At 55.4% G+C, this 26,132-nt stretch carries 18 protein-coding genes and 2 tRNA genes; 8 read left to right on the top strand and 12 right to left on the bottom strand.

The window, feature by feature from the left end; translation table 11 throughout:
- Positions 1–899: 899 nt before the first annotated feature.
- Positions 900–1,058: a DUF3309 domain-containing protein gene (locus tag QM649_RS06155; protein WP_415198142.1), complete on the top strand. Its 159-nt coding sequence runs from the start codon at positions 900–902 to the stop codon at positions 1,056–1,058.
- 71 nt (positions 1,059–1,129) lie between these two features.
- Here the strand turns inward: QM649_RS06155 and QM649_RS06150 are convergent, their stop codons facing one another.
- The 5 genes from QM649_RS06150 to hfq all read right to left on the bottom strand — a co-directional run bounded on the left by QM649_RS06150 (position 1,130) and on the right by hfq (position 6,862).
- On the bottom strand, positions 1,130–2,488 hold the full coding sequence (locus tag QM649_RS06150) for an MATE family efflux transporter (RefSeq protein ID WP_415198141.1): 1,359 nt from the start codon (positions 2,486–2,488) through the stop codon (positions 1,130–1,132).
- 143 nt (positions 2,489–2,631) lie between these two features.
- Complete coding sequence (locus tag QM649_RS06145; protein WP_415198140.1) at positions 2,632–3,141, bottom strand: DUF1003 domain-containing protein; 510 nt, start codon at positions 3,139–3,141, stop codon at positions 2,632–2,634.
- Between the two features lie 167 nt (positions 3,142–3,308).
- Positions 3,309–4,286, bottom strand: coding sequence for a sensor histidine kinase (locus QM649_RS06140; protein ID WP_415198139.1), 978 nt, complete (start codon positions 4,284–4,286; stop codon positions 3,309–3,311).
- A 190-nt stretch (positions 4,287–4,476) separates the two neighbouring features.
- Complete coding sequence (locus QM649_RS06135) at positions 4,477–6,033, bottom strand: ATPase domain-containing protein (protein ID WP_415198138.1); 1,557 nt, start codon at positions 6,031–6,033, stop codon at positions 4,477–4,479.
- 517 nt (positions 6,034–6,550) lie between these two features.
- Positions 6,551–6,862 carry an RNA chaperone Hfq gene (gene hfq, locus QM649_RS06130; protein ID WP_415198137.1) on the bottom strand — a complete coding sequence of 104 codons (312 nt, stop codon included), beginning with the start codon at positions 6,860–6,862 and terminating at the stop codon, positions 6,551–6,553.
- A 414-nt stretch (positions 6,863–7,276) separates the two neighbouring features.
- Here hfq and QM649_RS06125 point away from each other — a divergent pair, with 414 nt between their 5' ends.
- The 3 genes from QM649_RS06125 to QM649_RS06115 all read left to right on the top strand — a co-directional run bounded on the left by QM649_RS06125 (position 7,277) and on the right by QM649_RS06115 (position 9,931).
- Positions 7,277–7,714, top strand: coding sequence for a YidH family protein (locus QM649_RS06125; protein WP_415198136.1), 438 nt, complete (start codon positions 7,277–7,279; stop codon positions 7,712–7,714).
- Positions 7,715–8,603: 889 nt separating this feature from the next.
- Positions 8,604–9,371 (top strand): hypothetical protein, encoded by a 768-nt coding sequence (locus tag QM649_RS06120; protein ID WP_415198135.1) that lies wholly within the window; start codon positions 8,604–8,606, stop codon positions 9,369–9,371.
- Positions 9,368–9,931: a hypothetical protein gene (locus tag QM649_RS06115; RefSeq protein ID WP_415198134.1), complete on the top strand. Its 564-nt coding sequence runs from the start codon at positions 9,368–9,370 to the stop codon at positions 9,929–9,931. Before QM649_RS06120 ends, QM649_RS06115 begins: the two co-directional genes overlap by 4 nt.
- An 8-nt stretch (positions 9,932–9,939) precedes the next feature.
- On the opposite strand, the gene QM649_RS06110 is transcribed toward QM649_RS06115, so the two are convergent.
- Both QM649_RS06110 and QM649_RS06105 read right to left on the bottom strand, forming a co-directional pair.
- A complete protein-coding gene (locus QM649_RS06110; RefSeq protein WP_415198133.1) occupies positions 9,940–10,587 on the bottom strand; it encodes an XRE family transcriptional regulator in 648 nt (215 codons plus the stop codon).
- Between the two features lie 567 nt (positions 10,588–11,154).
- Positions 11,155–11,230: transfer RNA gene (locus QM649_RS06105), tRNA-Glu, on the bottom strand.
- Positions 11,231–11,550: 320 nt separating this feature from the next.
- Between QM649_RS06105 and QM649_RS06100 the strand changes: the two genes are divergently transcribed.
- Positions 11,551–12,831: an arsenic transporter gene (locus QM649_RS06100; RefSeq protein ID WP_415198132.1), complete on the top strand. Its 1,281-nt coding sequence runs from the start codon at positions 11,551–11,553 to the stop codon at positions 12,829–12,831.
- An 88-nt stretch (positions 12,832–12,919) separates the two neighbouring features.
- Here the strand turns inward: QM649_RS06100 and QM649_RS06095 are convergent, their stop codons facing one another.
- Positions 12,920–13,585, bottom strand: coding sequence for a Crp/Fnr family transcriptional regulator (locus QM649_RS06095; RefSeq protein WP_415198131.1), 666 nt, complete (start codon positions 13,583–13,585; stop codon positions 12,920–12,922).
- A gap of 889 nt (positions 13,586–14,474) precedes the next feature.
- On the opposite strand from QM649_RS06095, the gene QM649_RS06090 reads away from it, so the two are divergent.
- Positions 14,475–18,101, top strand: coding sequence for a carboxypeptidase-like regulatory domain-containing protein (locus tag QM649_RS06090; protein WP_415198130.1), 3,627 nt, complete (start codon positions 14,475–14,477; stop codon positions 18,099–18,101).
- A gap of 59 nt (positions 18,102–18,160) precedes the next feature.
- Here the strand turns inward: QM649_RS06090 and QM649_RS06085 are convergent, their stop codons facing one another.
- Positions 18,161–19,141 carry a tetratricopeptide repeat protein gene (locus QM649_RS06085; RefSeq protein WP_415198129.1) on the bottom strand — a complete coding sequence of 327 codons (981 nt, stop codon included), beginning with the start codon at positions 19,139–19,141 and terminating at the stop codon, positions 18,161–18,163.
- 33 nt (positions 19,142–19,174) lie between these two features.
- On the opposite strand from QM649_RS06085, the gene QM649_RS06080 reads away from it, so the two are divergent.
- Positions 19,175–20,803: a tetratricopeptide repeat protein gene (locus tag QM649_RS06080; RefSeq protein WP_415198128.1), complete on the top strand. Its 1,629-nt coding sequence runs from the start codon at positions 19,175–19,177 to the stop codon at positions 20,801–20,803.
- Positions 20,804–20,999: 196 nt separating this feature from the next.
- Positions 21,000–22,361 carry a glycoside hydrolase family 27 protein gene (locus QM649_RS06075; protein ID WP_415198127.1) on the top strand — a complete coding sequence of 454 codons (1,362 nt, stop codon included), beginning with the start codon at positions 21,000–21,002 and terminating at the stop codon, positions 22,359–22,361.
- Positions 22,362–22,517: 156 nt separating this feature from the next.
- On the opposite strand, the gene QM649_RS06070 is transcribed toward QM649_RS06075, so the two are convergent.
- The 3 genes from QM649_RS06070 to QM649_RS06060 form a co-directional block, all read right to left on the bottom strand.
- A tRNA-Leu gene (locus QM649_RS06070) sits at positions 22,518–22,605 on the bottom strand.
- Between the two features lie 256 nt (positions 22,606–22,861).
- Entirely contained in the window at positions 22,862–25,213 is a 2,352-nt protein-coding gene (locus tag QM649_RS06065; RefSeq protein WP_415198126.1) for an ABC transporter permease, read from the bottom strand.
- 164 nt (positions 25,214–25,377) lie between these two features.
- Positions 25,378–25,713, bottom strand: coding sequence for a PadR family transcriptional regulator (locus QM649_RS06060; RefSeq protein WP_415198125.1), 336 nt, complete (start codon positions 25,711–25,713; stop codon positions 25,378–25,380).
- Positions 25,714–26,132 lie beyond the last annotated feature (419 nt).

Raw genomic sequence — 26,132 nt, 5'->3', positions numbered from 1 at the left:
CTCCAATCACAGCGCCGCGTGCTGGTGAAGGATCTAGATGAGTACAAGAAACTCGTCTGGGAGCGGATGCACGCGATTAAGGGCATCAAGACAATCCGCTCGACCGTGATCCTGCACACGCATAAGGAAACGCTAAACGCGGCGCTGTGATTGGAGACGAGAACCCGATCGGCCATACAGCCGAAATGCCGATTGTTTATTTATCCTATCGGGGGCCCGGAGGGGATTCGAAAGCTAAATCTTGGTTCTTCTTGTCCCTAGCCGAGCAGTCATCGGTGTTATTGTCTTCGGCTATATATGGCAGACCGCAAGGGCGTCGCAGTCTGTTTTTCTGACCTTGGGTCTTACGTGTTGGCTATGGGCGCGACAAGCTCGCCGGATTTTCACAGGCCAGCACGAGCAGAACCCCGTCACTCGTTGGGGTACTGACGCCCAAGGCAAATCACTCGAAGACTAAATCTGGAGTAAGGTTTGTTGCGGCTGTTTACCCTGCATCTCAATCCCTGAGGTGTCATATGAGAGCTTTTCCATGGTTAGTAGCAGGAATCGGTCTGGGTGCAGCGATTGTTTACGTGCTAAAGTCGGAGCCCCAATATGCAACAGCTTCAGATGCCGTCGAAGGGGCGGCCCGTAAGACATTTGGATGGGGCACTCAGCAACGGGTCGCGGGCAAAGGACAAGGATTCTCCGGTGCCTTGAAAGAGGGCATAGGTAGACTCAGCGGTGATCCGGATCTGGCCAGCGAAGGTTCCATCGATCGCATAGCCGGCAAAGCAAGAGAAGCGGCGGGGAGCCTCGGTCAAGCTGCAGGGCAGGCTATTCACGACCTCAACGGCTGAGGCCTTTTAACTCATTCATCTACTAAAAAATTCGCAGAGGCGCAGAGGAGATAAGAATCCATGCTGATTGTAATTTTGATCGTACTCATTCTGGCGGTGGGTGGTGGCGGCTACTATGTGGGCCCTGGCGTTGGCTACTACGGGGGCGGTGGCCTGGACATCATCCTTATTATCGTGCTTCTTTTTCTCTTATTTGGAAGAGGCCGTACAAGAATCTAGGGATGCTGACAATCCCAGGAATGGGCTTCGGATAAATTTGGCCGAAGCCTTTCACCATATCTGTGAACGGATCAAATGCTCGCGTGGACGAGGGCAAAAGCTTCCTTCTCGAGTCTTGGTAGGCGGACAGCCAACGTGACACCTCGCAACGTCATGAAGGCAAGCATTGCCGCCCACAAGCCATGGTTGCCAAAGGCATGACCGAGCAGGAGTGAGAGGCCGAGGAAGCCCAGGAAGGATATGAACATGCTGTCGCGAAGGTCCGCGCCGCGGGTGGCACCGATGAAGATTCCATCCAAGAGGAAGCTCCAGACAGAAACGATGGGAAGGAGAATGACCCACGGAAGGAACTGCGATGCGAGAGCGCGGATCGTTTGCTGATTGGTGAAGAGTGCGATGATCTGTACGCCGAATACGCAGTAGACAAGCGAAATGATTGCAGCAACGATTAATGCCGAGAAGGCTACAGCTCTGAGAATCGAGCGATAATCGCCTTGCCGTCTTGCACCTACGCTTTCCCCAACGAGAGCTTCTGCGGCATTTGCAAAGCCATCCAGGCCATACGCAGCAATCATCTGGAAGTTCAGCAGGACAGCGTTGGCTGCCAGCACCGCATCTCCAGTACGGGCGCCGGTGCGAGTGAACCAGGCATAGGCAGCTACCAGGCCGAGTGTTCTGAGAAAGATGTCACGGTTCAGGCTGAAGAGATGTAGAAGCGTGTGGCGATTGGTAAGTTCTCGAATACGAAAGCGTAGGAAGTGAATCCCACTGGTGGCGAGGATGCCAAGGCCAAGTAGGCATCCTGACCATTCGGCGAAGAACGTGGCGGTAGCAATGCCGGCAACACCCCAGTGAAGATAGAGGACGAGAAAAAGCGCAAATCCGACGTTGACGAGGTTGATAAACGCCTGCAGGACGAGAGCGGTACGTGCCCTCTGCGTGCCCAGCAGATAACCCAGGACCGTGTAATTTATCAACGCAGCAGGAGCAGACCAGATACGGATTCCACAGTAGATTTGGGCGTTGGCATGGACCTCTGGCCCGGCGCCGAGCAGGCCAAGCGAGATCGAGATGAGTGGTTTTCGAACCAGTAGTATCGCCGTACCGATGAGCAGTGCAGTAACGAATGCACGACCGAAGTGATGTAATAGTCGATCATGCTCACCCGCTCCGTGCGCTTGGGCGACAAGTCCAGTCGTCGCCATGCGGAGAAAGCCGAATGTCCAGTAGATCGTGTTGAAGAAGGTGCCCGCGAGCGCTACACCGCCGAGCGCCGCTGGGCCAGGAAGATGACCGGATAGAATCGCATCCACGGTTGAGAGCAGCGGCTGGGTAAGGTTTGAAAGAATGAGTGGTACTGCGAGCAGCAAGAGGCGGCGATACCAATAGGACATGCGTCCAGTGCGAACTTCGGATGCATCCTCTTCCATCGTCTCCATCCTACGCGAGAATCTCTTATCCTCATCACAGAGTCCAGTCAGGCAGCCCTCGCGCCTGCTTGATTGAGGCTACGTCGATATTGCGCTACTTTCCGTAGCAGTATGCGTAAAGGGAGAGACAGGGCCAGGTTGACCTATAGTTCGGGATGAATGCGCTCTTGAATCGACTGAGCGACTTCATCAATCGGAGTCGGTTGCTCGAGCTCTTCCAGCTTTTGGTCTTCTGCGATCTCCTTGATCCCAACTCGTTCGGCCAAAAGACGATTCATTTTCACAAGTGCCGACACTTCCTTCTCCGTGAGGAGAAGAATCTGAAGCATGAGATGCTCTCGTTCATCGGAACGCTTGGCCAGGCTGGTCTGTCTCGTCAGAATGAAGCTGGCCAGAAGGATGGCCTCTAACGCGACCACCGTATCGAGCAGAGGGAAAGGGAAGGGATCAATGTGAGTCCGAAAAATCGACACCGAGTTCCATACGATCCAAACTCCGAAGATGATGAGATGAAGGACCACAAATCCGAGAGTGCCCGCAAAAGAAGCAATGCGATCGGCTATGTTTTCGCCAAACGATCTGCTCTCCAGGAAGCTTTTCTCGTGGCGGGCAATCGTTTCCAGGTGCTCTTGAATGTGTTCAGGTAGAGGCATAGTGCGTCAAAACCTACCTAACAGCCGATCGGCTATCGCTTTGTTCCAGAACGCATGACAACGAAGAATCTTGACGAGTATTGAGAGCAGAGGAAACGAGTCTGTCATGCGTCACGATCGTGCGCTGGCACCCTTATCGGGACAATGAGGACTGCTCTTCCATCTAACTAAGCCACAAGGTTGATACGAGAAGTCTGCAGCGGGATGAGAACAGAAAACACTGTCCCACGGTGTTTAGGACTTGTCGAACTGCGAACGCGAACAGACCATCCATTCTTTTCTGCAAGCTCCTGCAGTACCCATAAACCCAGGCCGGTCCCAGTCTCACCTTTCGTGGTTACGAAGGGTTCAAAGATGGTTGGAAGTAAATCCTGATTGATGCCTGACCCAGTATCGGCGATAGTGACGAGCAAGCTTGGCTTCTGAATTCTAATTGCGCTTTCCCGCCTGATTCTTAGCCTGAGAGTTCCACCTTTCCGCATGGCATCGAGAGCGTTCCCGATAAGATTTGCGACAACCTGCCGCAATTCGCCGGGATTTGTAATGGCGAAAGCGGGAACGAAACGAACCTCCTTTTGCACTGCTACGTGAGCTGCCTGGAGGCGCGAGTGATATAAGGCGAGAACCGAATCGAGGAGTGTCTCTACGTCTACTTCGACCGGCTTATTCGGTTCGCGGTAGTAACGAAGTGTATGTTTCGTTATTTCCGTAACGCGAGCGAGTTCCTGTTCAGCCTGATCAAGATATTTTCTTACTTTCTCCGGGCTCGATTCGGAGCGCAGCAGAAAAAGTAAATTCGTAACCGATTCCAATGGATTGTTTATCTCATGCGCAATGCTCGCAGCCAATCGACCGGTGACTGCCAGCTTCTCTGAGCGTCGCAGCGCATTCTGTGCCTGAATTACCTGTTCAATCTGATCCCGGACTTGATACTGCCGATGTCTCCCCCGGAGCGCGACCTCGAGAGTGCCAAGGAGCGTTTCAGGGCGAAGAGGCCGCTCCAGAAGAAGTACGTTGCCAATCGGTATTCGCAAATGGCGAAGACGCTCACTTTCCGCTGTGACCCGCCCGCCGGAGACGAGCAGGATGATAGGGAAGTCAGACCACGAAGGTTGCTCTTGCAGTACTGGCTCCAGTTTCTGCATAGCGTCTCCTCGGAGAGACTCCTCAGTCACGATGGCAGCACCCGCACCTATCCGGATTTCGTCACAGAGCTCAGATACGGAAGTCACAATCTTGCATGGCCGGGCTGATCTCTCGAGAAGCGCCGCAATCAATTGCGCATCGCGCCCTGTGGGCGCCATGATGATGGTCCGCGCCTCAACAGAGTACGTGTTACTGTCTTGTTTCAGACGAACCCTCCCTCGCTGTTGGCCCTGTGAATGTGGGGCTTCCCGAAAGAACGCCTTCGAATTCTGCTAACGGAGGCCCTACTTTTATTGTTCCCTCGCCAAAAATGAGCTCTCGAATTGTGCGCTCATGCGGTCCGCTCCGCTTCTTTACAACGGACAATGCCTGACGAATGGCTCCGGCACGTTCGAAATATCGGAACAGCAAAACTGTGTCTGCTAAGTAGCTGACGTCTACCGGCGTTTCGGTAGTCCCCACGAAGCCGTGCTGCGCCAGTGTGAAGAGAGTTGCGATCCCCTGTTGCCCGAGATAAGCCAACAGCTCGTGCAACTGCATGGCGAGGAACCGTTCGTGCGGCATTGCGTTGAGAAAGCCATTCAAACTATCGATCACAACAAGCCGCAAGTCCTGCTCATCAACGAGCCTGCGAATTCTGGCGACAAACTCACCAGGGGAAAGCTCTGCCGGGTCGACCTGCTGAATCTCGAGGCTGCCTTCCTGCAAAAACTCGGTTGGATCCATGTCCAACCCCCGAGCTCGTTCAATCAGTGTCGCGATGGATTCGTCGAACGTCAGGATGATCGCCTTCTCGCCGCGGCGGGCAGAGGATACCGCATACCGGAGTGCGATGGTTGACTTGCCACAACCGGCCGGACCGATGAGTAAGGTGCTCGTTCCTGTGTCGATGCCTCCACGAAAGAGGTCATCCAATTCCTTCAACCCACTCGGGACGTGTTTTCTCTCAAAACCGGGCTTGTGTTCAGAGGCAACCAGCCGTGGATAGATCTCGATCCCGCCGGTTTTTATGATGTAGTCGTGAAAGCCTTCGCGAAATGAGGAGCCACGAAGTTTGTGGATCTCAATCCGGCGCCGCTTCACTCCAAAATCACGCTCCAGGCTCTGCATCTTGATCACACCGTGGGCGATGCTTTGAAGCTGCAGGTCGTTCACATTGCCTTCCGCGGTCCGGTCGTCCAGTAACAGGACGGTGCAATTGCGATCAGCGAAGTATCGTTTCAGCGCCAGTATTTGGCGCCGGTACTTCAAAGGATCTCGCGCCAGCATGCGGAATTCGGAGAGAGAGTCGAATACAACGCGCTGCGGGTCTACCTCAGCCACCTGCTTGAGTATGGCGGTCATGGTGTCCGCAAGTTCTACGTCGGAAGGGTGGAAAACCGTGTATTGAGCATCGACGCCAAGGTCCTCCTCCGACGGAATGGTCTCGTAGATGGTGATTGGATCAATAGACCAGCCATGGGACGCCGCAACCTGTTTCAACTCTCGTTTCGACTCCGACAAAGTCACATACATCCCTCTCTCGCCGGTTGCTTCGCCTTGCCGCAAAAACTGCAACGCAAGGGTCGTCTTTCCTGTTCCCGGGTCGCCTTCCAAAAGGTAGAGGTGTCCTTGCGGAAGACCTCCGGACAGGATGTTGTCCAGACCCTCGACGCCGGTCGAAAGCCTTATTTCTCTTGGACCTACGCTTTCTGATGCACTGTACCGCGAGGAATGAGTTCGCTCTGGGCGCAGTCGTTCCGTCATGCGTTTCTCCTCACAATCTTTGATTATGAGATGCCGAAAATCGGGCGCAAGGATAACAAAGCGTTGCGCTTAACTCAATTTTGGATATCGATTTTACCTCAAATGGCAGGCGGCGCTCAGGATCCGTCTTGGCATGAAAAATGCTTTCTCGGTTTGCGACCAACCTCGGAAATCGCTACGGCAACTTCCTGGACTCGGGTGCTCGTGCACCCTTGTCGCAGGAGAGATTGCATCGGTCTGCGGATTCGGTCAAGCCTCAGTCGCAGGGCAGGGGACGGGAGCCCGCATGACTCTCGTTTATGGATATACGGGAATCGCAATCAGGATGACCATTCCGCCAGGATGACGCCCCACGCGCAGACACCCCGATCGGTGCAATTCTGACGGAACCTACAGGTCCACTTGCGCAATGATGCAGGGGTGTTTGAAGCGCAATATATTGCAACCTGGAACACGAAAAGAAAAGAGGCCATCGAAATGGCCTCTCGTTGACTTCTTCAAGCCACTGACGGGAGAATTAGGCGCCTGAGGCGCGACTGGCAGCGACCATGGCCGGTGCCGGCGTTGGAGCCTGATCTTCAAAAATGGTGGAACCGGGGCCGCGATGGACAAGCATGGTGGGCCGGCTACTGGACACGGTCGAGATCGCATGCTTGAAGATGAGTTGCTCTTGACTGTTGTTTTCCAGCAACAAGGAATACTTGTCAAAAGAGCGAATTTTTCCGGTCAGTTTTACGCCGCTGACCAGGTAGATTGTGATCGGAGTCTTATCTTTGCGGACCGTGTTGAGAAACGTGTCTTGAATATTTTGTACTGGCCTGCTGTCCATAGCTGCTCTTCCTCTTTGATTACCTCCGGCTAGTCTTAAGGAAGTGCGTCCTCTAAGACTTCGCGCATGTGAACTTCACATTGAGGGTTTGAGTTTGCTCCTTGAGGCACCGTCAGATCGATGGAGACTGCTGCCAACGTATTCGTGCGGAGGTAGCTAAAGTGAACCGGATGCTTATCGTGCAATCAGCATGTGAGGGGTCGTATAAGGGACATTACGCACAAGGTGAATCCACGGATTAATTCTTGAAATTGAGCGCAACAAGGTCAACTGTTTCGTATTGGCAACGCTCCGGCACGGCAATGAGGCAAAGGTGAAAAGCCTGTGACGAATCTGGATGGCCCCGAAGCGCACCCTTTGAGACGTTGCCCGCAAACGCTTCGGCCCCGCCGTCTTGAGATGGAGCGTGTTTGAATGGCAGAACCCTATGACGACCCTCGAATCTATTTCGCGGCCGAACGAACCTTTTTAGCATGGATTCGTACAGGGCTTGCCTTGATGGGTATCGGTTTTGCTGTCTCCCGTTTCGGCCTATTCCTCAGGCAGTTCCGCCTCGTCTCGGGAAGCGCTGTCCACAGCACAGGCATATCCATACGATCTGGCGTGGCCCTTGTGGCGCTTGGGATCGTCGTCAATGTTGCAGCTACCGTCTACCACGTGAAAACGATCCATGCGCTGAAGAGTGGGAGGTGGACGCCAGGCGTTTCCCATCCGGCAACGGCTCTCTCTCTTGTTGGCCGCATTCGGTGTGGGAATAGCGATATATCTGTTGATGCTCGGTTGAGTTGCGTGCGAGTTCCGATCAAAGTCACTACGGGTAGAGCTAATCTTCAGAGTTCGACTTCGCCTTGAAGATGTCTCTCACCAAAGACACGTGGCTCCACCCCACCCGATGATGCTGCGATGCGCAGATACCACCGACGTGCGATTCTCGCACTGAAATCGCTCTTGAACGCATCCGGCACAATGCTTGCACCGGTTGAGCGTGGCCAAGCCATCGTGCAATTCATCCTTCCGATGCAAAGCGCCCCTAGTAAAAGTCGGATCCCGAAACCGGTCTCCGCCAAGCCATTCAGGCGTCGACCACACGGACACCTCAAGATGTATTGCACTCGAGCGTCCGAAGCTCCCTCCTCGATTGCGTGATGCCGTACGTCAGATCCTGGCTCCGCTCGGGATTGCGGGAGTTGTATTCGCTTGGTCGCGGATCTGAGTTCGCTCACGGCATATAGCTGATATCCAGATTTCTCTTCATTTTGTCGCTTATCCGTAACCCACATCTACTTCCCTGGACAGTTATCACTCTTTTCTGCTGATTCAGGCTAATTTTCACATAGAAGGTGCTGATGCAAGGAGAAAACATATTTATGACGTATAAGTAACGTTCGCGAGAAACGATCGGAATAGTCGGCCCACCTTTCTAGTCTCTGCGCAGCGCAATTAGCGCTGATCAGGAGACTTACCATGTTCAAACTAAGTGCAAAAGCATTTGCTGCTGTTCTCGTTCTGGGCTTGCTCGCCAGCCCTGTAGTGCGTGCGTCCACAACAAGCACTTCGACTGCATCTTCTTCAGCGCCAACTCAGAGCTCTACCTCTCAGGGAGTGACGGGGACAGACCCAGAACCGACTTCGCCCAATATTGTGGAAATCATTCGGTCCATCCTCCTGCCGGCATAAAATCGAACTATCGTTTTGTCATCTGGCTCTCGGAATAGGAGAATTCGCGACGCAACTCATCAGCATGGATCTCCTGTTCTGGGCTGCCGGATTTGCCGGTCATACCCTCCTCTTCGCTGTATTGTTCATCCGGCGCCGGGCGCGCCATTTCCCGCTCTTCACCGCGTTCGTCGGGTCAGCTCTCATCAGGACCATTGCGCTTTTCGAGATTCAACGGCATGGAACGAAAGCGGACTATTTCTACTCGTACTGGTCCCTCGCGGTTGTTGACGCAGTCCTGCAGGCGGCTGTCGTCTTCGAAATTGCGTACCATGTATTTCGTCCGGGCGGTCGGTGGGCAACAGATGTCAGGAGAGACCTCACCTACTGGGTAGCAGCAAGCATCTTGAGCGCAGGGGTACTGACACTGCTGGCAGCCCCCAGCACCAGCCTGGCCATCCAGCGCGTCATGATCGAAGGGAATTTCTTTACCTCGGTCCTCATGAGTGAGCTTCTCGCGGGAATGATATTTCTATCCCTCAAGACTGGCTTGCCACTGAGAACGCACGCCGCGCGTATTTCCGAGGGTTTTGGGCTGTATTCGTTTGTCGAGGTGATCATCGAGACAGCTCATACCTACTTCGGATTGAGCCACGGAGATCATGCCTATGTCGTGCTCTCCCACATCAGAATGGCGGCCTACCTTGTCTGCCTGACTTTTTGGATTTTCATACTGTGGATGAATGTCCCGGTGTCCATGACCGGAAACGGGGAGCTAGATTCCCAACTACGTAGAATCCGAGAGATTGCGGATAGAGACTTGTCCGTTATCGAGAAAAGAGCTCGTCGATGAATGGTCAGATGATGTTCTTCCTTATCGCCGTTTTTGTGTTTGCTGCCATTCTCGGCGTCCTCATGTTTCGTGGGATTGCCAGCTCGCGGCGGAGATCACAGACACCCTGGCAGAATCTGATAGCGCAGTTGGCGGAAACGGATCACTCGGCTCTCGAACTGCTGGCCAAACACACTTCCAATCGAGACGCTTCATCTGTTTTGGACGATGAACAGACCTTGCCCCCGGAAGAGGTCTGGCGGATGGTGGGAGGGATGAAGGGCCTGGAGCTTTTGGATCACAACAGTAAAGTGATGATCGCGATGGCAGCTTATGTCCACGAATGGCATCCGGTAGCCAGCTCTGAAGCCGAGGAGCTACGAATGATCGGACGAGAGATTGAATGGCACGTGAATAGGCTGCGGGCAGCTGAGCGGGCGGCAAACCTGGAAAGCTGGTTCGGAAACTACGCGGAAAACACTGCCGCTGCGTATTGCCTCATGGCTGAGCGTTTGCTTCATTTCTGTGAGGCAGCGCGACTTCCACGCCCTATGCTCTCCGAGCTGCAACGTGCACTTTAGTCGTTGGATTAGCTCACAAGCCGGATAGCCACGGCTACAACGCGACCGACCACCTCGACATCCTTACGGTAGCGCCATCGTTGAAACGGTTGCTTCGACAAGGCATGAGTCACCAGGGTCAGCCAGGTGCCAGATTCATCCAGGTCACACCAGCCACACACGTAGCCATCGTGGGTCAAGAGAAGGTAGATCGGCCTATCGAACTCGTGATTCCAGCTCTGTCGGCCGGCAATCGCTTTGGATCGTGTATCCACACTCACAATCGAGCCAGGCTTTATCGCCGGAGATAACGAAAGATCCCGTTTCCCTATGATGGCGCGGCGATGATGGTTTGAACTCAATGTGCCATCGGCTGGAAGCAGCGTTGTCGCCTCGGGAATAGGGGAAGCCTCCATTCCATCGGGAAGCATCTGGTGCGCTTGAGCGTCGAGTTGACCACCGCTCACGAGCACAGTCATATTCGGTAAAAAGCGTGAGTCGCTGGAGAGGCGTTTCGGATCAGGGTGAGCGTCGCGAAGAAGGCGTTCTGGGGATTCGCTATAGATCGTGGCGAGAGAAATCAATTTGGGCACCGTCATTTCGTGCCGGCCACGCTCCAGTCTCGCCAGCCAGCTGCCGGAAATCTGGTAGGCGTCATTCCCCCACTCCTCGGCCAACCGGGCGCTTCGCTCTTTCACCTCTCTAAGCGAAAGGCCCCAACCTTGACGAAGAGCTAAAAGTTTGTCTCCAATATTGCCCAATTTGCCCCCAGGAACCCAGTCAAACGTGAATCAAGAATAACTGATGGCTCTCCGAACCGAATGCCATATGGTCTTGCATATTGACGATTGCGCTCACGGACGAAAAAGCCAGCGTATCGAGGCGACACGCATGCGATGGGGCACGTTCGGAGAGGGCGCAGCACGAGAACGGCTGATGGACTTCGAATCTCAACGTGCAGGGGAGCGCAACGCCAACTAGCTCGAAGAGGCTAACGAACGGAAGCTAATACAGGAATCAGTAAATGAAGGAGGTAGAAGAGGCCAGATTTACTACGCTGCGAGCGCGTCCAAGACTGTTTGGCTTTAAATACCACGACCTACGTAATGGATTTGCTTGGTTGAATTGCTGCACATCGGGCAGCGCGGAGTCATCTTAGGGCAAGCTCCTGAAATGACTTTGCTTGACTCTTGCCTAAAAGTGAGCACAATCCCGCATGTCAAGTTCTAAATTATTTATTCTATTGGCGTCCCCGACGGGATTCGAACCCGTGTTACCGCCGTGAAAGGGCGGTGTCCTAGGCCACTGGACGACGGGGACTTGATAGAAGCGGGAGCGCCTCGTTCCTTAGCGCTCAACTCTTTTTGAATGTATCAGTCACGCGTGAATGTGTCAAAAGCGGATGCTGCTTCGCATATGCTTTCGACAGTATGCAGGCTTTGAGCATCCTTTCTCCCGCATCATTCCGTTTTTGCCCAAGCAGTATCCCCCCGGCAGCCGGAAAGCCGTCGGCTACGAAATCACTGCTTTCCACGGGAGCCACTCGCATTCAATTTGAGGACGCATTGGATACAGGAAGAGCAGCGCCCACCGAGCGGTTTCCGATCGTGAACACTGTCGCATTGGGGCATCTATAGACCATGCCCTTTGTGATTGCCGAGCCACTTCTGATCACCATCGTTGCACTCAGCATTCTGCTGATGCTCTGGCGGCCACGGGGCATCCCCGAGGTGTACTGGGTAAGCGCGGGGGCGTGCCTGCTTGTCGCGCTTCGGTTGGTGCCTCTGCGTCTGGCTATCCACGCCATTTCAGAGGGATCGGACGTGTACCTCTTTCTGATCGGGATGATGCTGCTCTCCGAGCTGGCGCGGGAGAACGGAGTCTTCGACTGGGTCGCAGCCACGGCTTCACACGCCTCGCGAGGCTCCCGCGGCCGCTTGTTCGCACTAACATACGCAGTCGGAATTGCTGTGACCGCCTGTATGTCCAACGATGCAACCGCGGTTGTGCTTACCCCGGCCATCCTTACAGCAGTGCGGCGCTCCAAAGTCGATCCGCTGCCTTACCTCTTCGCCTGCGCCATGATCGCGAATGCCGCATCGTTCGTCCTGCCCATCTCGAATCCAGCAAATCTTGTTGTTTTTCACACCGCGATGCCGCCCCTGGGCAGTTGGTTGAAGGCATTCCTCATTCCATCCCTGCTTTCCATCGCAACGACCTTCGTCGTTTTACGCGTGTGGTACCGGAAAGAGCTGAGCGGCCGCATTGACGAAGAGGAGGCAGAGGAGACAGTCGCTCTCGATCGCTATGGCAAGTCCGTGCTTGTGGGAATCGCGGTTGTGGTCTGCGTACTGCTCGGGGCCTCAGCCTTGAAGATGGACCTGGGCTTGCCAACCTGCCTTGCGGCCATCGTGATCACGTCAGCGGTCTGCATACAGCGCCGGATGAACCCGTTGCCACTGCTGCGGGAGATCAGTTGGGCAACGCTGGCGCTGGTAGCAGCGCTGTTTGTCCTGGTAAACGCGGTTGAAACCACCGGGGTGCTGGGCACTCTAGAAGCGGGCCTTCACCGGATTATTGCCATGGGCTCCATATCTGGCGCACTGATTGCGAGCCTTGTCGTTGCGACCGCAAATAACCTGGTCAACAACCTGCCTCTGGGATTGGCTGCCGGCGCAATTATCGCCCGGTCGCATATCCCTTCACTCTTCACGCATGTTGTGCTCATCGGCGTCGACCTAGGGCCGAATCTCTCTGTCACCGGATCGCTGGCTACAATTCTCTGGCTATTGGCACTGCGTCGCGAAGGGCTTCACGTTAAGGCGATCGACTTCCTGAAAGTCGGACTCATCGCGATGCCGGCGGCTCTTCTGGCTGCAGTACTCGGATTATTCCTTACCCAATGGGTATTTGGTGCCTGATTGCAACGGGAGCTCTCCAGCAGTGGAAGTATTACAACGTGAGGGCAGGGAAGCAGCCGCGCAGATCGTCTCACTGGAGTGAGAGGATTTACGCGGGCTGCTTACGCTGCTCTGAGCGCATGCGGCTAAGCAATCTGCTCAGGTGCTCAGGGGTAATGGAGAGAAGCTGCGCCAATTCCATCTGCTTCAGCATGGGCAGTGGATCGATCGTTTGCCAACGGGGATTCTTCTTCTGCCGCTCACGCATGAAGATTGTCAGACGCTCGGCTGCCGTGCCGGACATGACACGCGCCTGCGCTTCCGTCTGCGAGGCATTCTCGTTGCACAGTGCCTTGAGAAAATGCCCCATCATCGAAGGATTGCTCTTGAGCCGCTCGCGAAAATCCCTGCCGGAGATCCGGATCACTTCACATTCGCCAACTGCCTGGACAGAGCAGGCGCTGAACGAGTCCAGCATTGCGGCAACAGCGCCGCCCCACCAGCCCACCGACCGTAGGCCGAGCGTAATCTCTTCACCGCTTTCGCTCAGGTAGACAAGCTTTACGAGGCCACGGCGCACCAGATATACGGATGCAACCGTGCGGCCCTGCTGGATAAGTTCAGTTCCGGATGCCACGGTAACTGGAGAGGGTAGGTTACCGATACCTTCAACTCCCTGGGTAAGTATCGGCACAAACGCGGGTACAGATTCCGCATCTTCAGGGTAAAATGATGTCCGGTGCGGTTCTGCCTGCATGTATGTTGGCCACTTCATGTTCGCTCCTGCTCGCTTGCGGGTGATTGGTGATTGATTTCCAGAGTGAAGGTCCTAAGCCGACCTATCTCTGGCAACAACAGAAGTCATGGGGGAGTGGCATTTGGTAAGCCGCGTTAGGTAACTAAGGTCCATACCGAAGCCATGTCCAATAGTACCCATGTTTGATTCTTTCGCAAGTGGTATGTCGATGAGAAATGCTGTTTTTTCTATCTGGATCAAGGATTTGCTGCTCTTCTCCCACCGTCTTTCCACCATCTGATATCGCCGGAGATATATCTCGCGGCATCAAATCAGACATCTATCTCATAACTGGTAATGGAGCTTCTGCGGTTCTTTGCTATTACTTGTTTATTCTGATGGAGATAGAGTTTATGATAGTTACGCGGGTAACATAATTGCGATTGGCAGGGGATGATATCTGAGGATTTTTTATCCGCGTTGAAGCGGCGGCACACACAATCGCGCTTTCACCGGCTGCGATGATATCGCGGAAGATATCAGGAAACTAAGTCGAGCAGGAATTACTCTCCCCATGAGTCACTCACGACTTGTCTTGGTGCAGGTTTTCCACAGCTCGAGTGCCTCTCCCACCACAAGAGATAAGTCCACACTCACGACCTTAGTAGGCCGAACGATTCCACGCGACAAACGCGCTGGACGATTGCCCTTGAAGTATCCGCTTCCAGAAAACAGGGAGTCCCAGCGAACTCGGTATTCCGTGGATAACGGCCATGAGAGCAAACGTTTGACAAGCCGTTGACTCCAGCCTTAGCATCCTCGCCGGAAATTGAACCGGCCGTTCACAGGTCTGAACCAGAAAAGACTACGCGGTCGAACTGACGCTGTACGTGCTTGACTGTATCCGTTTTCACAGGAGGCTGGTAACGTGCGAAATAGCTGTCGTCTCGTGCTCCTATGGGGGCTAGTGCTCTTATCCATCATCTGCGCAGGCAGAAGCATCCCGGCATTTGCACAGGATACGAATGCCTCGCTGACGGGCGCGGTGACAGATCCGAGCGGATCTGCGATTGCAGGTGTCTCCCTCACGCTCACGAATGTGAGCACACATTTCAAGATCGCGATCACCAGCGGCCAGGACGGCCTTTTCACCTTCACCAACATATCGCCTGGCATTTACCAGCTACAAGCCACCGCAAGCGGCTTCAAATCGGTGACCCAAACGGGGATCGAGCTTGCCGCTACCCAGCAGGGACGCGTGAATGTCCGGATGGAAGTGGGCAACGTGCAGCAGGAGGTCACGGTAACCGCGCAAGCCTCGCAGATCAACTATGTCGATCCGACGATCGGAGGCGGCATCGCGCCCGAGACCCTGCAGGATTTTCCGCTTACCGTGTCCGGTGCGCCCAGGTCGTCCGTCACCGTTGCCGATATGCTGCCCGGCGTAAGCACAGGGGCCAGCGGCAACGCCTATAACACCCGTATCAATGGCGGTCTTGTGAGTGGTGACGAAGCCGTGGTCGACGGTGCAACCGCGATGGAAGGCTACATGAACCAGAGCGGCATGGTCAGTCTTGAGACCGACTTCGGCATGTCGCCCGACATCACCAGTGAAGTTCATGTGCTGACTGCGAACTATGACGCCCAGTACGGCAACACCACGTCAGGCCAGCTGATCATCTCCACCCGCTCGGGCGGCGATCAGTTCCACGGAGCTGCGTACGAATACCTGCGTAACGATGCACTGAACGCGCGCCAGTGGGGCTTGCCGGTGAGCACAGCCAAGCCGGAAGACAAAGAAAATGACTTTGGTGCGAATCTCGGAGGTCCGATTCTCATCCCCGGAATGCACGGGCAGTCCTCACATACGAAGGGATATTTCTACTTCAACTATGAGGGCTTCAAGGAGGCGGGCGGCGCCAATTCCTCGACACTGTCTATCCCCTCATTAGCGGACAGGGCAGGCAACTTCAGCGCTGCCGGTAGCCAACTCTACTATCCTGACGATCCGACAAAGTACGGGACGGACGCCGGGCAGGCCATCGCCTACGGCGGTGTCACAAACCAGATCAACCCCGCATACGAAGACCCTGTGGCGTCTGCATGGATGGCTGCATTGCCGACACCCACCAACGGCGGAGAGCTGAACAACTACTTCATTCCGAAGGCTGGACAGGGCTCGCTTACCGCAAGCGAAAACGTATATTTCGGCCGCGTCGACGTCAACCTCGGTTCCAGAGATCACTTCTACTGGACGACCTGGTGGCAGCGAACGGGAACGAACACTCAGACGAATCTCCCTGTTGCCATTTCCACGGCAGCCCCGGCGGATCCTGAGAATGCGAACATTCAGCGCTTCAACTGGGAGCACAACTTCTCCGGCAACATGACGAATCACGCGACGGTCGGATACCTGAATCGCAACGAGTCCTACTACGCGTTGAACGGCCATGCCGATCTGCCGACGGTACCCGGAGTTGCGAACACAGCGTATCTCCCCGAAATGACTTTCGGCGGCGGGTACACACAGCTTGGCAATAACGACCTGCCCGATCCTGGCCAGGCAAAAACAACGCGCGGCACTTGGGCCTTCAACGACGTCTTTACCCGCATCATGGGTACGCACACCCTAAACGCAGGCTTTGAATGGAGACTGGCGGGAACGTCCATTCACCTTGGCACAAACCAGGGCGGCACATTCACCTTTGAGCCGGATACCACCGGTAATCAAGGCTGCTCGGCTGCTGCTTCCTGCCCTGGTGATGCGGCGGCTTCGTTCTACCTTGGTGCCGCATCGAGCGCCAATGTGAATTACTACAACATCCTGGCGGAGTATCCCCGCCAAGATGCATGGGCCATTCACGTCGGTGATAGCTGGCGCGCCATGCCAAAGCTCACCATCGATTACAGTCTCCGCTGGGATTACATCCAGCCCTTCCGTGAGAAGTTCAACCACCTCTCCTTCATCGACCCAACCGGTGCAAACCCCGGGGCGGTTACGGCAAACGGGACCGAGTTGCTGGGCCGCCTGGCATTCGCCGGAGATGGTTACGGCGATGCAAGCTACGGCAAACCGTATCCTGAAATCCCATTTAAAAAGGGCTTCGCTCCGCGCGCAGGCTTTGCTTACACGCTGAATGACAAGACAGTGGTTCGCGCAGGTTACGGCATCTACTTTGGACAGGCCTTTTACCCCAACTGGGGCGGCGGCATGGGGCTGGACGGCTTCAACAAGAGCGTCACTCTGAACGAGTCTTCGGTAGGGAACCTGAAGACTCCGGCACTCTATCTCACCAGCGGGTTGAGTGCCTCACAGGTAGGTCAGACCGAGAACATCTCTTCGAGCTTTGACAATGGGCAGACACCATCGCTCTATCGTCCGCTCGATGGCAACGACCGGCCATACTCCTCACAGTGGAATCTGACAGTGGAGCGGCAGCTTCCCAAGAGCTTCAGCACACGCGTCTCCTATGTCGGCACGCAGGGGACGCATCTCCCTTCGTTGTTAGATCCGATCAACATCCTCAACCCGAATAATCAGTCGATCAGCTCGATCGGTTCAGACCTGGCAACCAGCTACAACGCCACGAATGGCCCTGCAGTCTTCGCCGCGCACGGCGTTAGCGTTCCGTACGTCGGCTGGCAGACACAGATGACGGGATGCACGCCGACCCTCGCGCAGGCCATCTTGCCGTATCCGCAATATTGCGGCACGCTGCAGGGCCTGAACGAAGGACACGCAACCTCTTCTTACCACTCCCTGCAGATCGAAGTGGATCATCAGGCCAAGAACGGGCTCTTCGTGCTGGGGTCGTTTACTTATTCGAAGCTGATGACGAATGCCACGGACTCCACACAGTCTGAGAACTCGTCGGGACTCGGCAATAACGGTGACTTCTCGCCGTACAACACGCAAACCCGTGACTATGCATTGGCACCGGATAATGTGCCGATCACTGCGCAGATTTCTGTGGTGTATGACCTTCCGTTCGGGAAAAACAAGCACTTCCTTAGTACCGGTGGGCCTCTGAATGTCCTGGTGGGCGGATGGCAGGTGAGTCCTCTCTACCATTACGAGTACGGAACACCGCTCTGGTTCTCGTCCTCTTCCTGCACCACCAGCAGCCTGGTGCAGGAGTTCCGTCAGTCGTGCATCCCCGGCGTTATTCCTTCCGCGGATCCGTACATCCACGGAAGAAATGGTTATAACCCGTACAAGGACGGGAAGTACCTCAACGCAGCCGCATTTGAATCGAACTTTACCCAGTTCGGCTACACAGGCTTCGGCAGTGCTGTATCCAATGTCTACGGGTCTGCATTCCAGGATACGGACATCGCTTTCACCAAGAACACGAAGATTGGAGAGCGAGTGAACTTTAAGTTCATGGCGAACTTCTTCAATGCCTTCAACAACCACTACTTTGTCTCAACAGGCAATGGCCCGTCGCTTCCGTTTGTGACAGACGTAGCAGCAACCGGCAACTCATTCGGTACATGGAATGGTACGGTCAGCAATCCTCGCACGATTCAGTTTGCTGGCCGTATTGAGTTCTGAGACTCAAGGCTATGCGGAGATGCGGCTATCGCTATCAAGACAATGCCGCATCTCCGCCCTTATTGCGGCGCCGACTTGCCGTGCAGCTGTGTATAGATCGCAACCTCCTGCCGCGCGAGTTCATCTTTTCCCATCCGGCGATACAAGCGCGCCAGGGCGAAGTGAGGTTCTGCATAGTGAGGATCGAGCTTCGCAGCCTTTAGGTACTCATCGACTGCAGCTTGCGGCCTGTCCATGCTGTCGAGGACATTTCCCAGTTGAAAGTGCGTCGGGGCGAAGTTTGTGTCGAGATGGATGGCCTCTTGAAGATTCGTCTCGGCCCCGGTCAGATCGCCTGTTGTCTGCAATGCCGCAGCGAGGTTGATGTAGGGCCAGGGAGAGGGATGCGTTGCATGGCTGTCGAGCGTAATGGCTTTTTTGAAATTCTCGATCGCATGTGCACTGTCGCCAAGGTAAGACTGGCAAAGACCGAGGTTGTCATAAGCCCGGGCCATCGAGGGATCGAGTTGAATGGCGTGCTGGAAGTGACTGATCGCCGCACTGTATGCCTGCCGGTCGTAATCCAGCCGCCCCAGCCAGTACGGGTACATCGCGTTTTTGGAATGGGTGTCCGCAAGCTCTTGCAATTGCGTCGCAGCCCAGTCGCGTCTGCCCATTCCGATATACGCCATGGCGAGCGAGAACTGCAGCGGCTCGGGCAAAGGCGATATCGCTTCGGCCTTCTTCCACGCGATCGCGGCATTCAGATCATCGTGATTGAGCGAATAGACACTGGCTATTGTAAGGAGCAGCCGATACTTCTCGGCAGGCAGCGCGGCGTGCTCTATCTGAGGCAGAAGAATACCCTCAGCGCGTACGAAGTCATGGGTATCGAGCGCCCGCTGCAGTTCCGTTTTTCGCACCGAATCGAGTCCGGCATCATCCGGGTTTGGCAACACATGGGGTGGCGTTTCTGGGGCGGACTGCGCTTCACAACGGAAGCCCAGCAGCAGCGCTGCGCATACCACTATGGCTGTTGCTCGATAGCCCCGTGTGCTCATGGGGCAAGTTTAATCCCGCGGGGAGAGACTTCGTTGCCCGCACCGAGAATACTATCCAGCCCGGTTAAAGAAATAAAGCGCAACCGGCACCGTTACGCTTCGCTGGCGCTTTTATTGAGTGCGCCGTGGGCTCTCGCGCACCAGGCTGGACATCCGAAGCCTGACTATCAGGGCACGGCACAGGCAATTCAGGCGCAGATCGAGAGCAATGATCTCGCAGGAGCCCGTACCTTACTGGCATCCGCCATGAAGCAATATCCCAGAGATGGCGGGCTTGAGACGCTGCTCGGCGTCGTCGACGCCCAAAGCAATCACCGTGATGCAGCCAGGAAGGACTTTCACCAGGCCGTCACAGACGATCCCAAACTTCTCAGCGCTTGGCAAAACCTCGCACGCCTCGACATGGAAGACGCGGATCATAGTCCTGCCAATGCGGACGATGCATTTCGGGCTTATGTCCAAATTCTGAAACTCGATCCTTCCGACGCGGAATCGATGTACGGCGCTGCAACCGCGGCGATGTGGCGACATCAGTTCGGAGTCTCGCTCGAATACTTGAAGAAGCTGAGGCCTGAAGACCAGGCAAGGCCACGTGTGCTGGCTATTGCCTGCGCAGATGAGTTCAACATGAGCAACGTGCAGGCTGGCGAAAAGGCTGCGTCCGCCATGAGTGCGAGCACCGATCTTGAGGAGGGCGATGTGATGCTTGTGCTGCCGGCGCTGCGGGCCGCACATCGTCCTGAGCTTCTCGATCAGTTGCTTTCGGCAATCGACGCGCGCCATCCACTCTCGGCTTCGGCCCTCCGCACGCTTGGACTGGCAGAGGAAGCAGAAGGGAAGAGCCAACAGGCGAGAGCGACTCTCGAACGGGCGTATCAGATGGATTCTGCTGCTGTCGATCCGCTTGTCGATCTTGCCCGTATCGCGCTCGCGCAGGGAGACAAGCAGGGTGCCCTCGGCTATCTCGCACACGCGCGCGCCATCGCGCCGAAGAACGCGACGCTGGCATACCAGTACGGCTATGTCTGCCTGCAGATGAGACTGCTGCGGGAAGCTCAGTCCTCCATGGCGGATGCGGTGCGGCTCGCTCCGGATAACCCTGATTTCCTCCTCACAATGGGCACACTGGCGACCGGTACAGATGCACTGCCTTACTTGCAACGCTACAGAGATCTGCGTCCAAATGATCCAGCCGGATTCCTGGCGCAGGGTATTGCGCTGCTCGACAGCAATCATCCTGAACAGGCGTCGATCTGGTTAAAGAGAGCGGAAGCATTTCCTAAGACATCGCTATCGGCGTGCTACTACATGGGCCGTGCGTTGACAGAGGAGGGCAGGTATGACGAGGCGATCGAGGAATTGAAGCGTGCAGACAGTCTGCATTCCGACCAGCCGGAAGTAATGGCGGAACTGGGCACGGATTACTTCTGGTTGAAGCGCTATCAGGAGGCACTCGTTCCGCTTCGCCGCGCCCTGGAACTGGATCCTGAAAACTATCTCGCGAATTACACGCTGCTGCGCCTGTACAGCCAGACCAACGATCCACAGCGGCAGGAGCAAGCCAGGAAGTTTGCCGATCTGCGCACGCAAAGAGAAGACCAGTATCACGACGCCATGCGCGTGATAGAGGCACGACCGCAACCTCTTTCCGACACCGATTAGAAGCGGAAACGAATGAAACACCAAGGAGCGACGAATGAAAACAAGCTTGAAGAGACCAGGGCTTTTCGCATGTAGAGGCGTGTCATTACCAGCACTCGTCTTCGGACTTCTTCTCTCTGGTTGTGGGCAGCACGACAACTTCACGGGAAAGTGGATTTCGTCAGGGCAGCCGCTCGATAACGGCGAACAGACCAAAATGCTCCTGGAACTCAAGCAGGATGATGGAAAGGTCTCAGGCACTTTCAAGTCGGCCGGTACTTCATTTCCTGTGCAGGGAACTGCGAGCGGCAATCATGTGATCCTTTACGGACCACGGCATCGCGATCGTCCCTTCCTCGAGGCTGATCTGGTAAACGGAGAACTCAACAGCACAGGCAGCTCCCGTCCTTTCCACGGCACTGCGGCAGGCCCGAACGATGATCTGCCAACGGTCGCCTACATCACTCCACCGCCCATCCAGCCAGTCCCACAGAATGCTTTGGCGAAGACGCCGCCGATGGGATGGAACAGCTGGAATCTGTTTGCTCGCAAAGTGGATGATGCCACCGTTCGCACGATGGCAGACGCCATGGTCAGCAGTGGTATGCGCGATGCCGGCTATATCTACATCAACATCGATGACACCTGGGAGGGTGTCCGCGATGCGCAAGGCAACCTGCAATCCAACCACAAATTCCCGGACATGAAGGCCCTTGCGGATTATGTCCATTCGAAAGGGCTAAAGCTCGGCATCTACTCTTCGCCCGGTCCGCGGACATGCGCTGGCTATCCCGGCAGCTATGGGCATGAAGAGCAGGATGCAAGGACCTTCGCTGCATGGGGAATCGATTACCTCAAGTACGACTGGTGCAGTGCGTCGAATATTTACCAGGAGAAAGATCTGCAGCCTGTCTATCAAAAAATGGGCGCAGCGCTTCATGCCACGGGCCGCCCGATCATCTTCAGCCTGTGTGAATACGGCCTTGGGCATGTAGAAACATGGGGCCCGGATGTAGCCGGAAATCTCTGGAGAACAACCGGAGACATTCGCGATGAGTGGTCGAGCATGATCGGCAATATTGAAAAACAGGTGCCTACAGCGTCGTACGCCGGCCCCGGCCACTGGAACGATCCTGACATGCTGGAAATCGGCAACGGCCACATGAGTGAAGACGAATATCGCACGCACATGAGCCTGTGGGCTCTGACTGCCGCGCCACTGCTGGCAGGGAATGACCTGCGCAATATGACCGACGTAACGAAGTCGATTTTAATGAACAGGGAAGTGATCGCAGTGAATCAGGACGCACTAGGGAAGCAGTCATCGCCTGTAAGAAAGGGCGATCTGGAAATATGGGTAAAGCCGCTTACAAATGGCGATGTGGCAGTCGGCGTGGTGAATCTTGGAGCAACATCGGCCAAAGCTACGATTTCGCCGCAGGATCTCGGTTTGCACGGGCCGGTAAAGAAAGCCCGAGATCTCTGGAAGCACGCAACCGTCAACTTCACCAACGGGGCGTACTCAGCCGAACTCCCTTCGCATGCAACATTGCTCCTGCGGATAAGCGATAAGAGCTGAGCAACTAAGCAGGACACGGAATAGCTCATCAATTCCTTTCGGCCGCTGACTCTCTTTTGAATGGTAGCTTCCTAAGAAGGTAGGAGAACCTGCGCTTGGCTTTCGTCTCTCCGTAACGCGAGGGGCTGTGGATTTACCGATTGTTGTGAGGTCAGTTGGTGCCGGGAGGGGGGGTCGAACCCCCACGACCGCAAGGGTCGGCGGATTTTGAGTCCGCTGCGTCTGCCAGTTCCGCCATCCCGGCTTGGAGAAGAGTAGCGTCTTGAAGAGTATGGCATAAGAGATGATGCGAGGCCAACATGCCCTAAATTACTGGCAGACAGACATGGCTTTGAGGGGTCGACTGAGCACTGGAACGCAGCGCGAGCGCAGCAGGAGGACGTTACAGACCAGTCGCACTCTTTCATCACAAACGAAAGGGAAGCATTGCCCGCGCCGGAGGACACTTCCGATTGGCCGTCATAAACTCACGCGAGCCTGAAAAGCCCGGCACACTAAAATCACTCAGCTCTCAATGATTCCGTCGGATGAATCGAGGCCGCGCGGTGGGCGGGGAGAAAGCTGGCAAGCCGGGTAGCCATCACGAGAATCACCATCACTCCAGACAACGTCTCCAAGTCCCATGGCGGAACGCTGTAAAGCACATCTCTCATAAGAATGCCTGCAGCGATTGATCCCGCCAGCCCACCTGCAAGCCCCATGCAGGCGAGCCTTGATGCCTCTCGAACAATGAGCCAATAAACGGATGCGCGTTGAGCCCCCAACGCAATGCGTAACCCGATTTCCCGCGTGCGCCGTCCCACGGAATACGAAACTACGCCGTAGAGGCCGACTGTTCCCAGAACTAGCGCCAGCACTGCGAAGCATGAAACCAACGACATGGCTGAGCGGTGCAGATAGGCCGACTGTGAGTCATTAATTCTATCCTCCATCGTGTCCAGGCCATCTTCAGGATCTACCTGACGTACGACCGCCTCTATCGCATGAAGGCTCGAGCCTGGCGAGGATACCGTGCGCGCAGTGATGTAGAAGCTGTTTCTCGGAACCTGCTCAAATGGGCTATAGATCGCAGCGACTGGCGCCATGTCCAGCGGGCCATCCTTGAGGTCATCAATCACACCAACAATTGCCTTGGTAAAGGAACGTCCTCGAAGCAGGCGCGCGTGTATGGTTTCGAAATACCCTGAACCTGCGACTCCATCAAGTGCTTCATCCCCTGGGCCGGAGTAGACACGCCCGAACACGTGGAAATGCGCGAAGGCCGCTTTGAAGGCTTCATCGCTTCCGACAGCAAGCGCGCCGGATGTACCGACGGAAATAACTCCCGGCAACTGAGCTACCCGATTCACCACTTCCTGTTCGAGTGCGACTTGTTGCGCGTTACTTGGATCACCAGTGCGCTCGATATGGAGAACGGCGAGATGATCCGGGCTTAGTCCTAAATCGCCATGCAATAGTCGATAGAAGCTCTTCGCCAGCAGTCCCGCGCTGCTCAGCATGATGACTGTGACCGCTAACTCAATCACGACGAGGCCAGCGCCGACTCTTTTCCAGCTTCGATCTGCGGCCCCGCGGCCGCCTTCCGAAAGCCCATTTCGCATCGCGGAAAAGCCGAGTTGCGCTGTGGGAGCAAGCGTGAATAACGCAGCCGCAGCCACCGTTGCTCCGAGTACGACAAAGACCACATGCCACCCGAGATGGAGATCTGCCAGGCATGGTAGGGAACTCAGCATGCCGCGCGGAATCAGGCCGACCGCCAGATGGATAAGCGGAAGATCCAGAGCAAGACCGAGCGTTCCTCCTGCAACGGCTAACAGACATCCTTCCACCGCGAATTGGCGTATTAACCGTACATGGGAAGCGCCCAGCGCGCCGCGCACTGCGATCTCTCGCTTGCGCGCCTCAGCGCGCACAATGAGCAGGCTGAAGATGTTCACATACCCAATCAGGGAGAGCAGCACCGCGCCGCCCAACAAGGCGAAGAAGGTAGGCCGGATGTCGCCCAGAATTGCACTCGTCAGCGGCATGAGAATAGTTCCGCGATCGCGGTTCGAGGCAGGGAAGTCACGGGTAATTTGCGCTGCGACGGTGCGGATGTCGGCGATGGCCGCCGGAAGGAGGATGCCGGGCTTCAGACGCGCGACACCGTAATACGGATAGCAGAACCGGTTTCCAACACAGAGCCCATGGATCGTCCTCCAGAACTCTGCCGGCTCAACAGGAGCGAAATGGAAACCAGAGGGAAGCACACCGATCACCTCATAGGCATGGCCATCCATTTCAACAGTGCGGCCGATGATGTTACTGTCTGCGGCAAAACGGCGCTGCCAGGCCCCATAGCTGAGTAAGACGGTCTGTGGTGCACTCGCCAGATCTTCACCTGGCCTGAAATCGCGACCGAGAATAGGGGATACTCCGAGCGTTCTAAAGAAGCCGTCGCTTACAGATGCAATTGATATTTCTTCTACCGCGGCGCGATTCCGATAGCTCACGCGGTCGGGGCGATACACATCGAGCGAACTGAAAACATGATTTTGCGCCTTCCATGCCTGGAAGTCTGCAAATGACAAATGAGCGCGATCGTTGACAGGAATACTTTCAAATAAGGCAACAAGGCGAGATGGCTGGCTGTACGGCAGCGGCTTGATGAAAGCTGCGTCTACAAAGGCGAAGATCGTGCTGCTTGCGGCCACTCCAAAGGCAAATACGGCGATTGCCGTGATCGTAAAGCCAGAGCTGCGGCGTAACTGGCGCACCGCAAAGCGGAGGTCGTGGAATAAGTCTTCGATCAGGCGGGTGCCGCGCGCATCGCGGCATTTCTGGTGTGCCTGTTCCACTCCACCGATAGCCATCTGGGCGACACGCCGGGCCTCTTGCGGGCTCATGCCTCGGGCCATTTACTTTTCGGTTTCATGTTCGAGATGGAACTGGAGCTCCTCATTCAGTTCGTCCTCGACACAGTGACGTCTTAGAAGGGAGCGGAGGCGGAAGATCAGGTCTGTCAGCATCGGATCGGTTACACCAGCGCCAGAATGTGATCGACAGCGGTGGTCAGCTTGCGCCAGGCTTCAGTCTCACTGGCGAGTTGTTTGCGTCCGGCAGCACTCAGCTCGTAATACTTGGCCCGGCGATTATTCTCACTCGTCGCCCAGTTGGCTTTAATCCAGCCCCGGCGCTCCAGGCGGTGCAATGCGGGATAGAGCGATCCTTGCTGCACCTGGATCACATCGTGCGACAACTGCTGGAGCCTCTCCGAGATGGCCCAGCCATGCATGGGTTCGAGGGCGACAGCTTTGAGAATCAGAAAATCTAGCGTGCCTTGCGGGAGCTCAATCCGTTTATCGGTAGTCATACCTATTACCCCTAATCCTTCGACAAGAGGAGAGTAACGGAGGTACCTGTAGAAGTTCAAGGGGAGAAGTATATAGATTCGCAGTGATCCCATACGTTCGAGACAGCGGTGAGCTCAGTCGACGCTGAAGTACATAACGGGCAGGTAAGCCTCAGGCTTATGCCTAAGGATTCGCCGGCGACTGCGGCATCCTTTAAAAAAGCCGAGGGGCTAGGCGGCTTTCAAAATGCGCATCGGAACAGACTCGGCATATCGGATCTTAGTGGAAGGGGAACCATATGGTTTGCAGCCGCAAGAGCCGCTCTTTGGGATTTTACGGGTTACTCAATATACAGAATATGTATTATCAGACATTGTGAATCTAAACGGAATTATCTCGCTATTTTTCAATCAGATAATGGATTTGATGACCCAAAACG

This window comes from Silvibacterium sp. (assembly GCF_047605705.1).
Classification (GTDB): domain Bacteria; phylum Acidobacteriota; class Terriglobia; order Terriglobales; family Acidobacteriaceae; genus Silvibacterium.
This window is presented reverse-complemented; position numbering and strand designations above follow the sequence as displayed.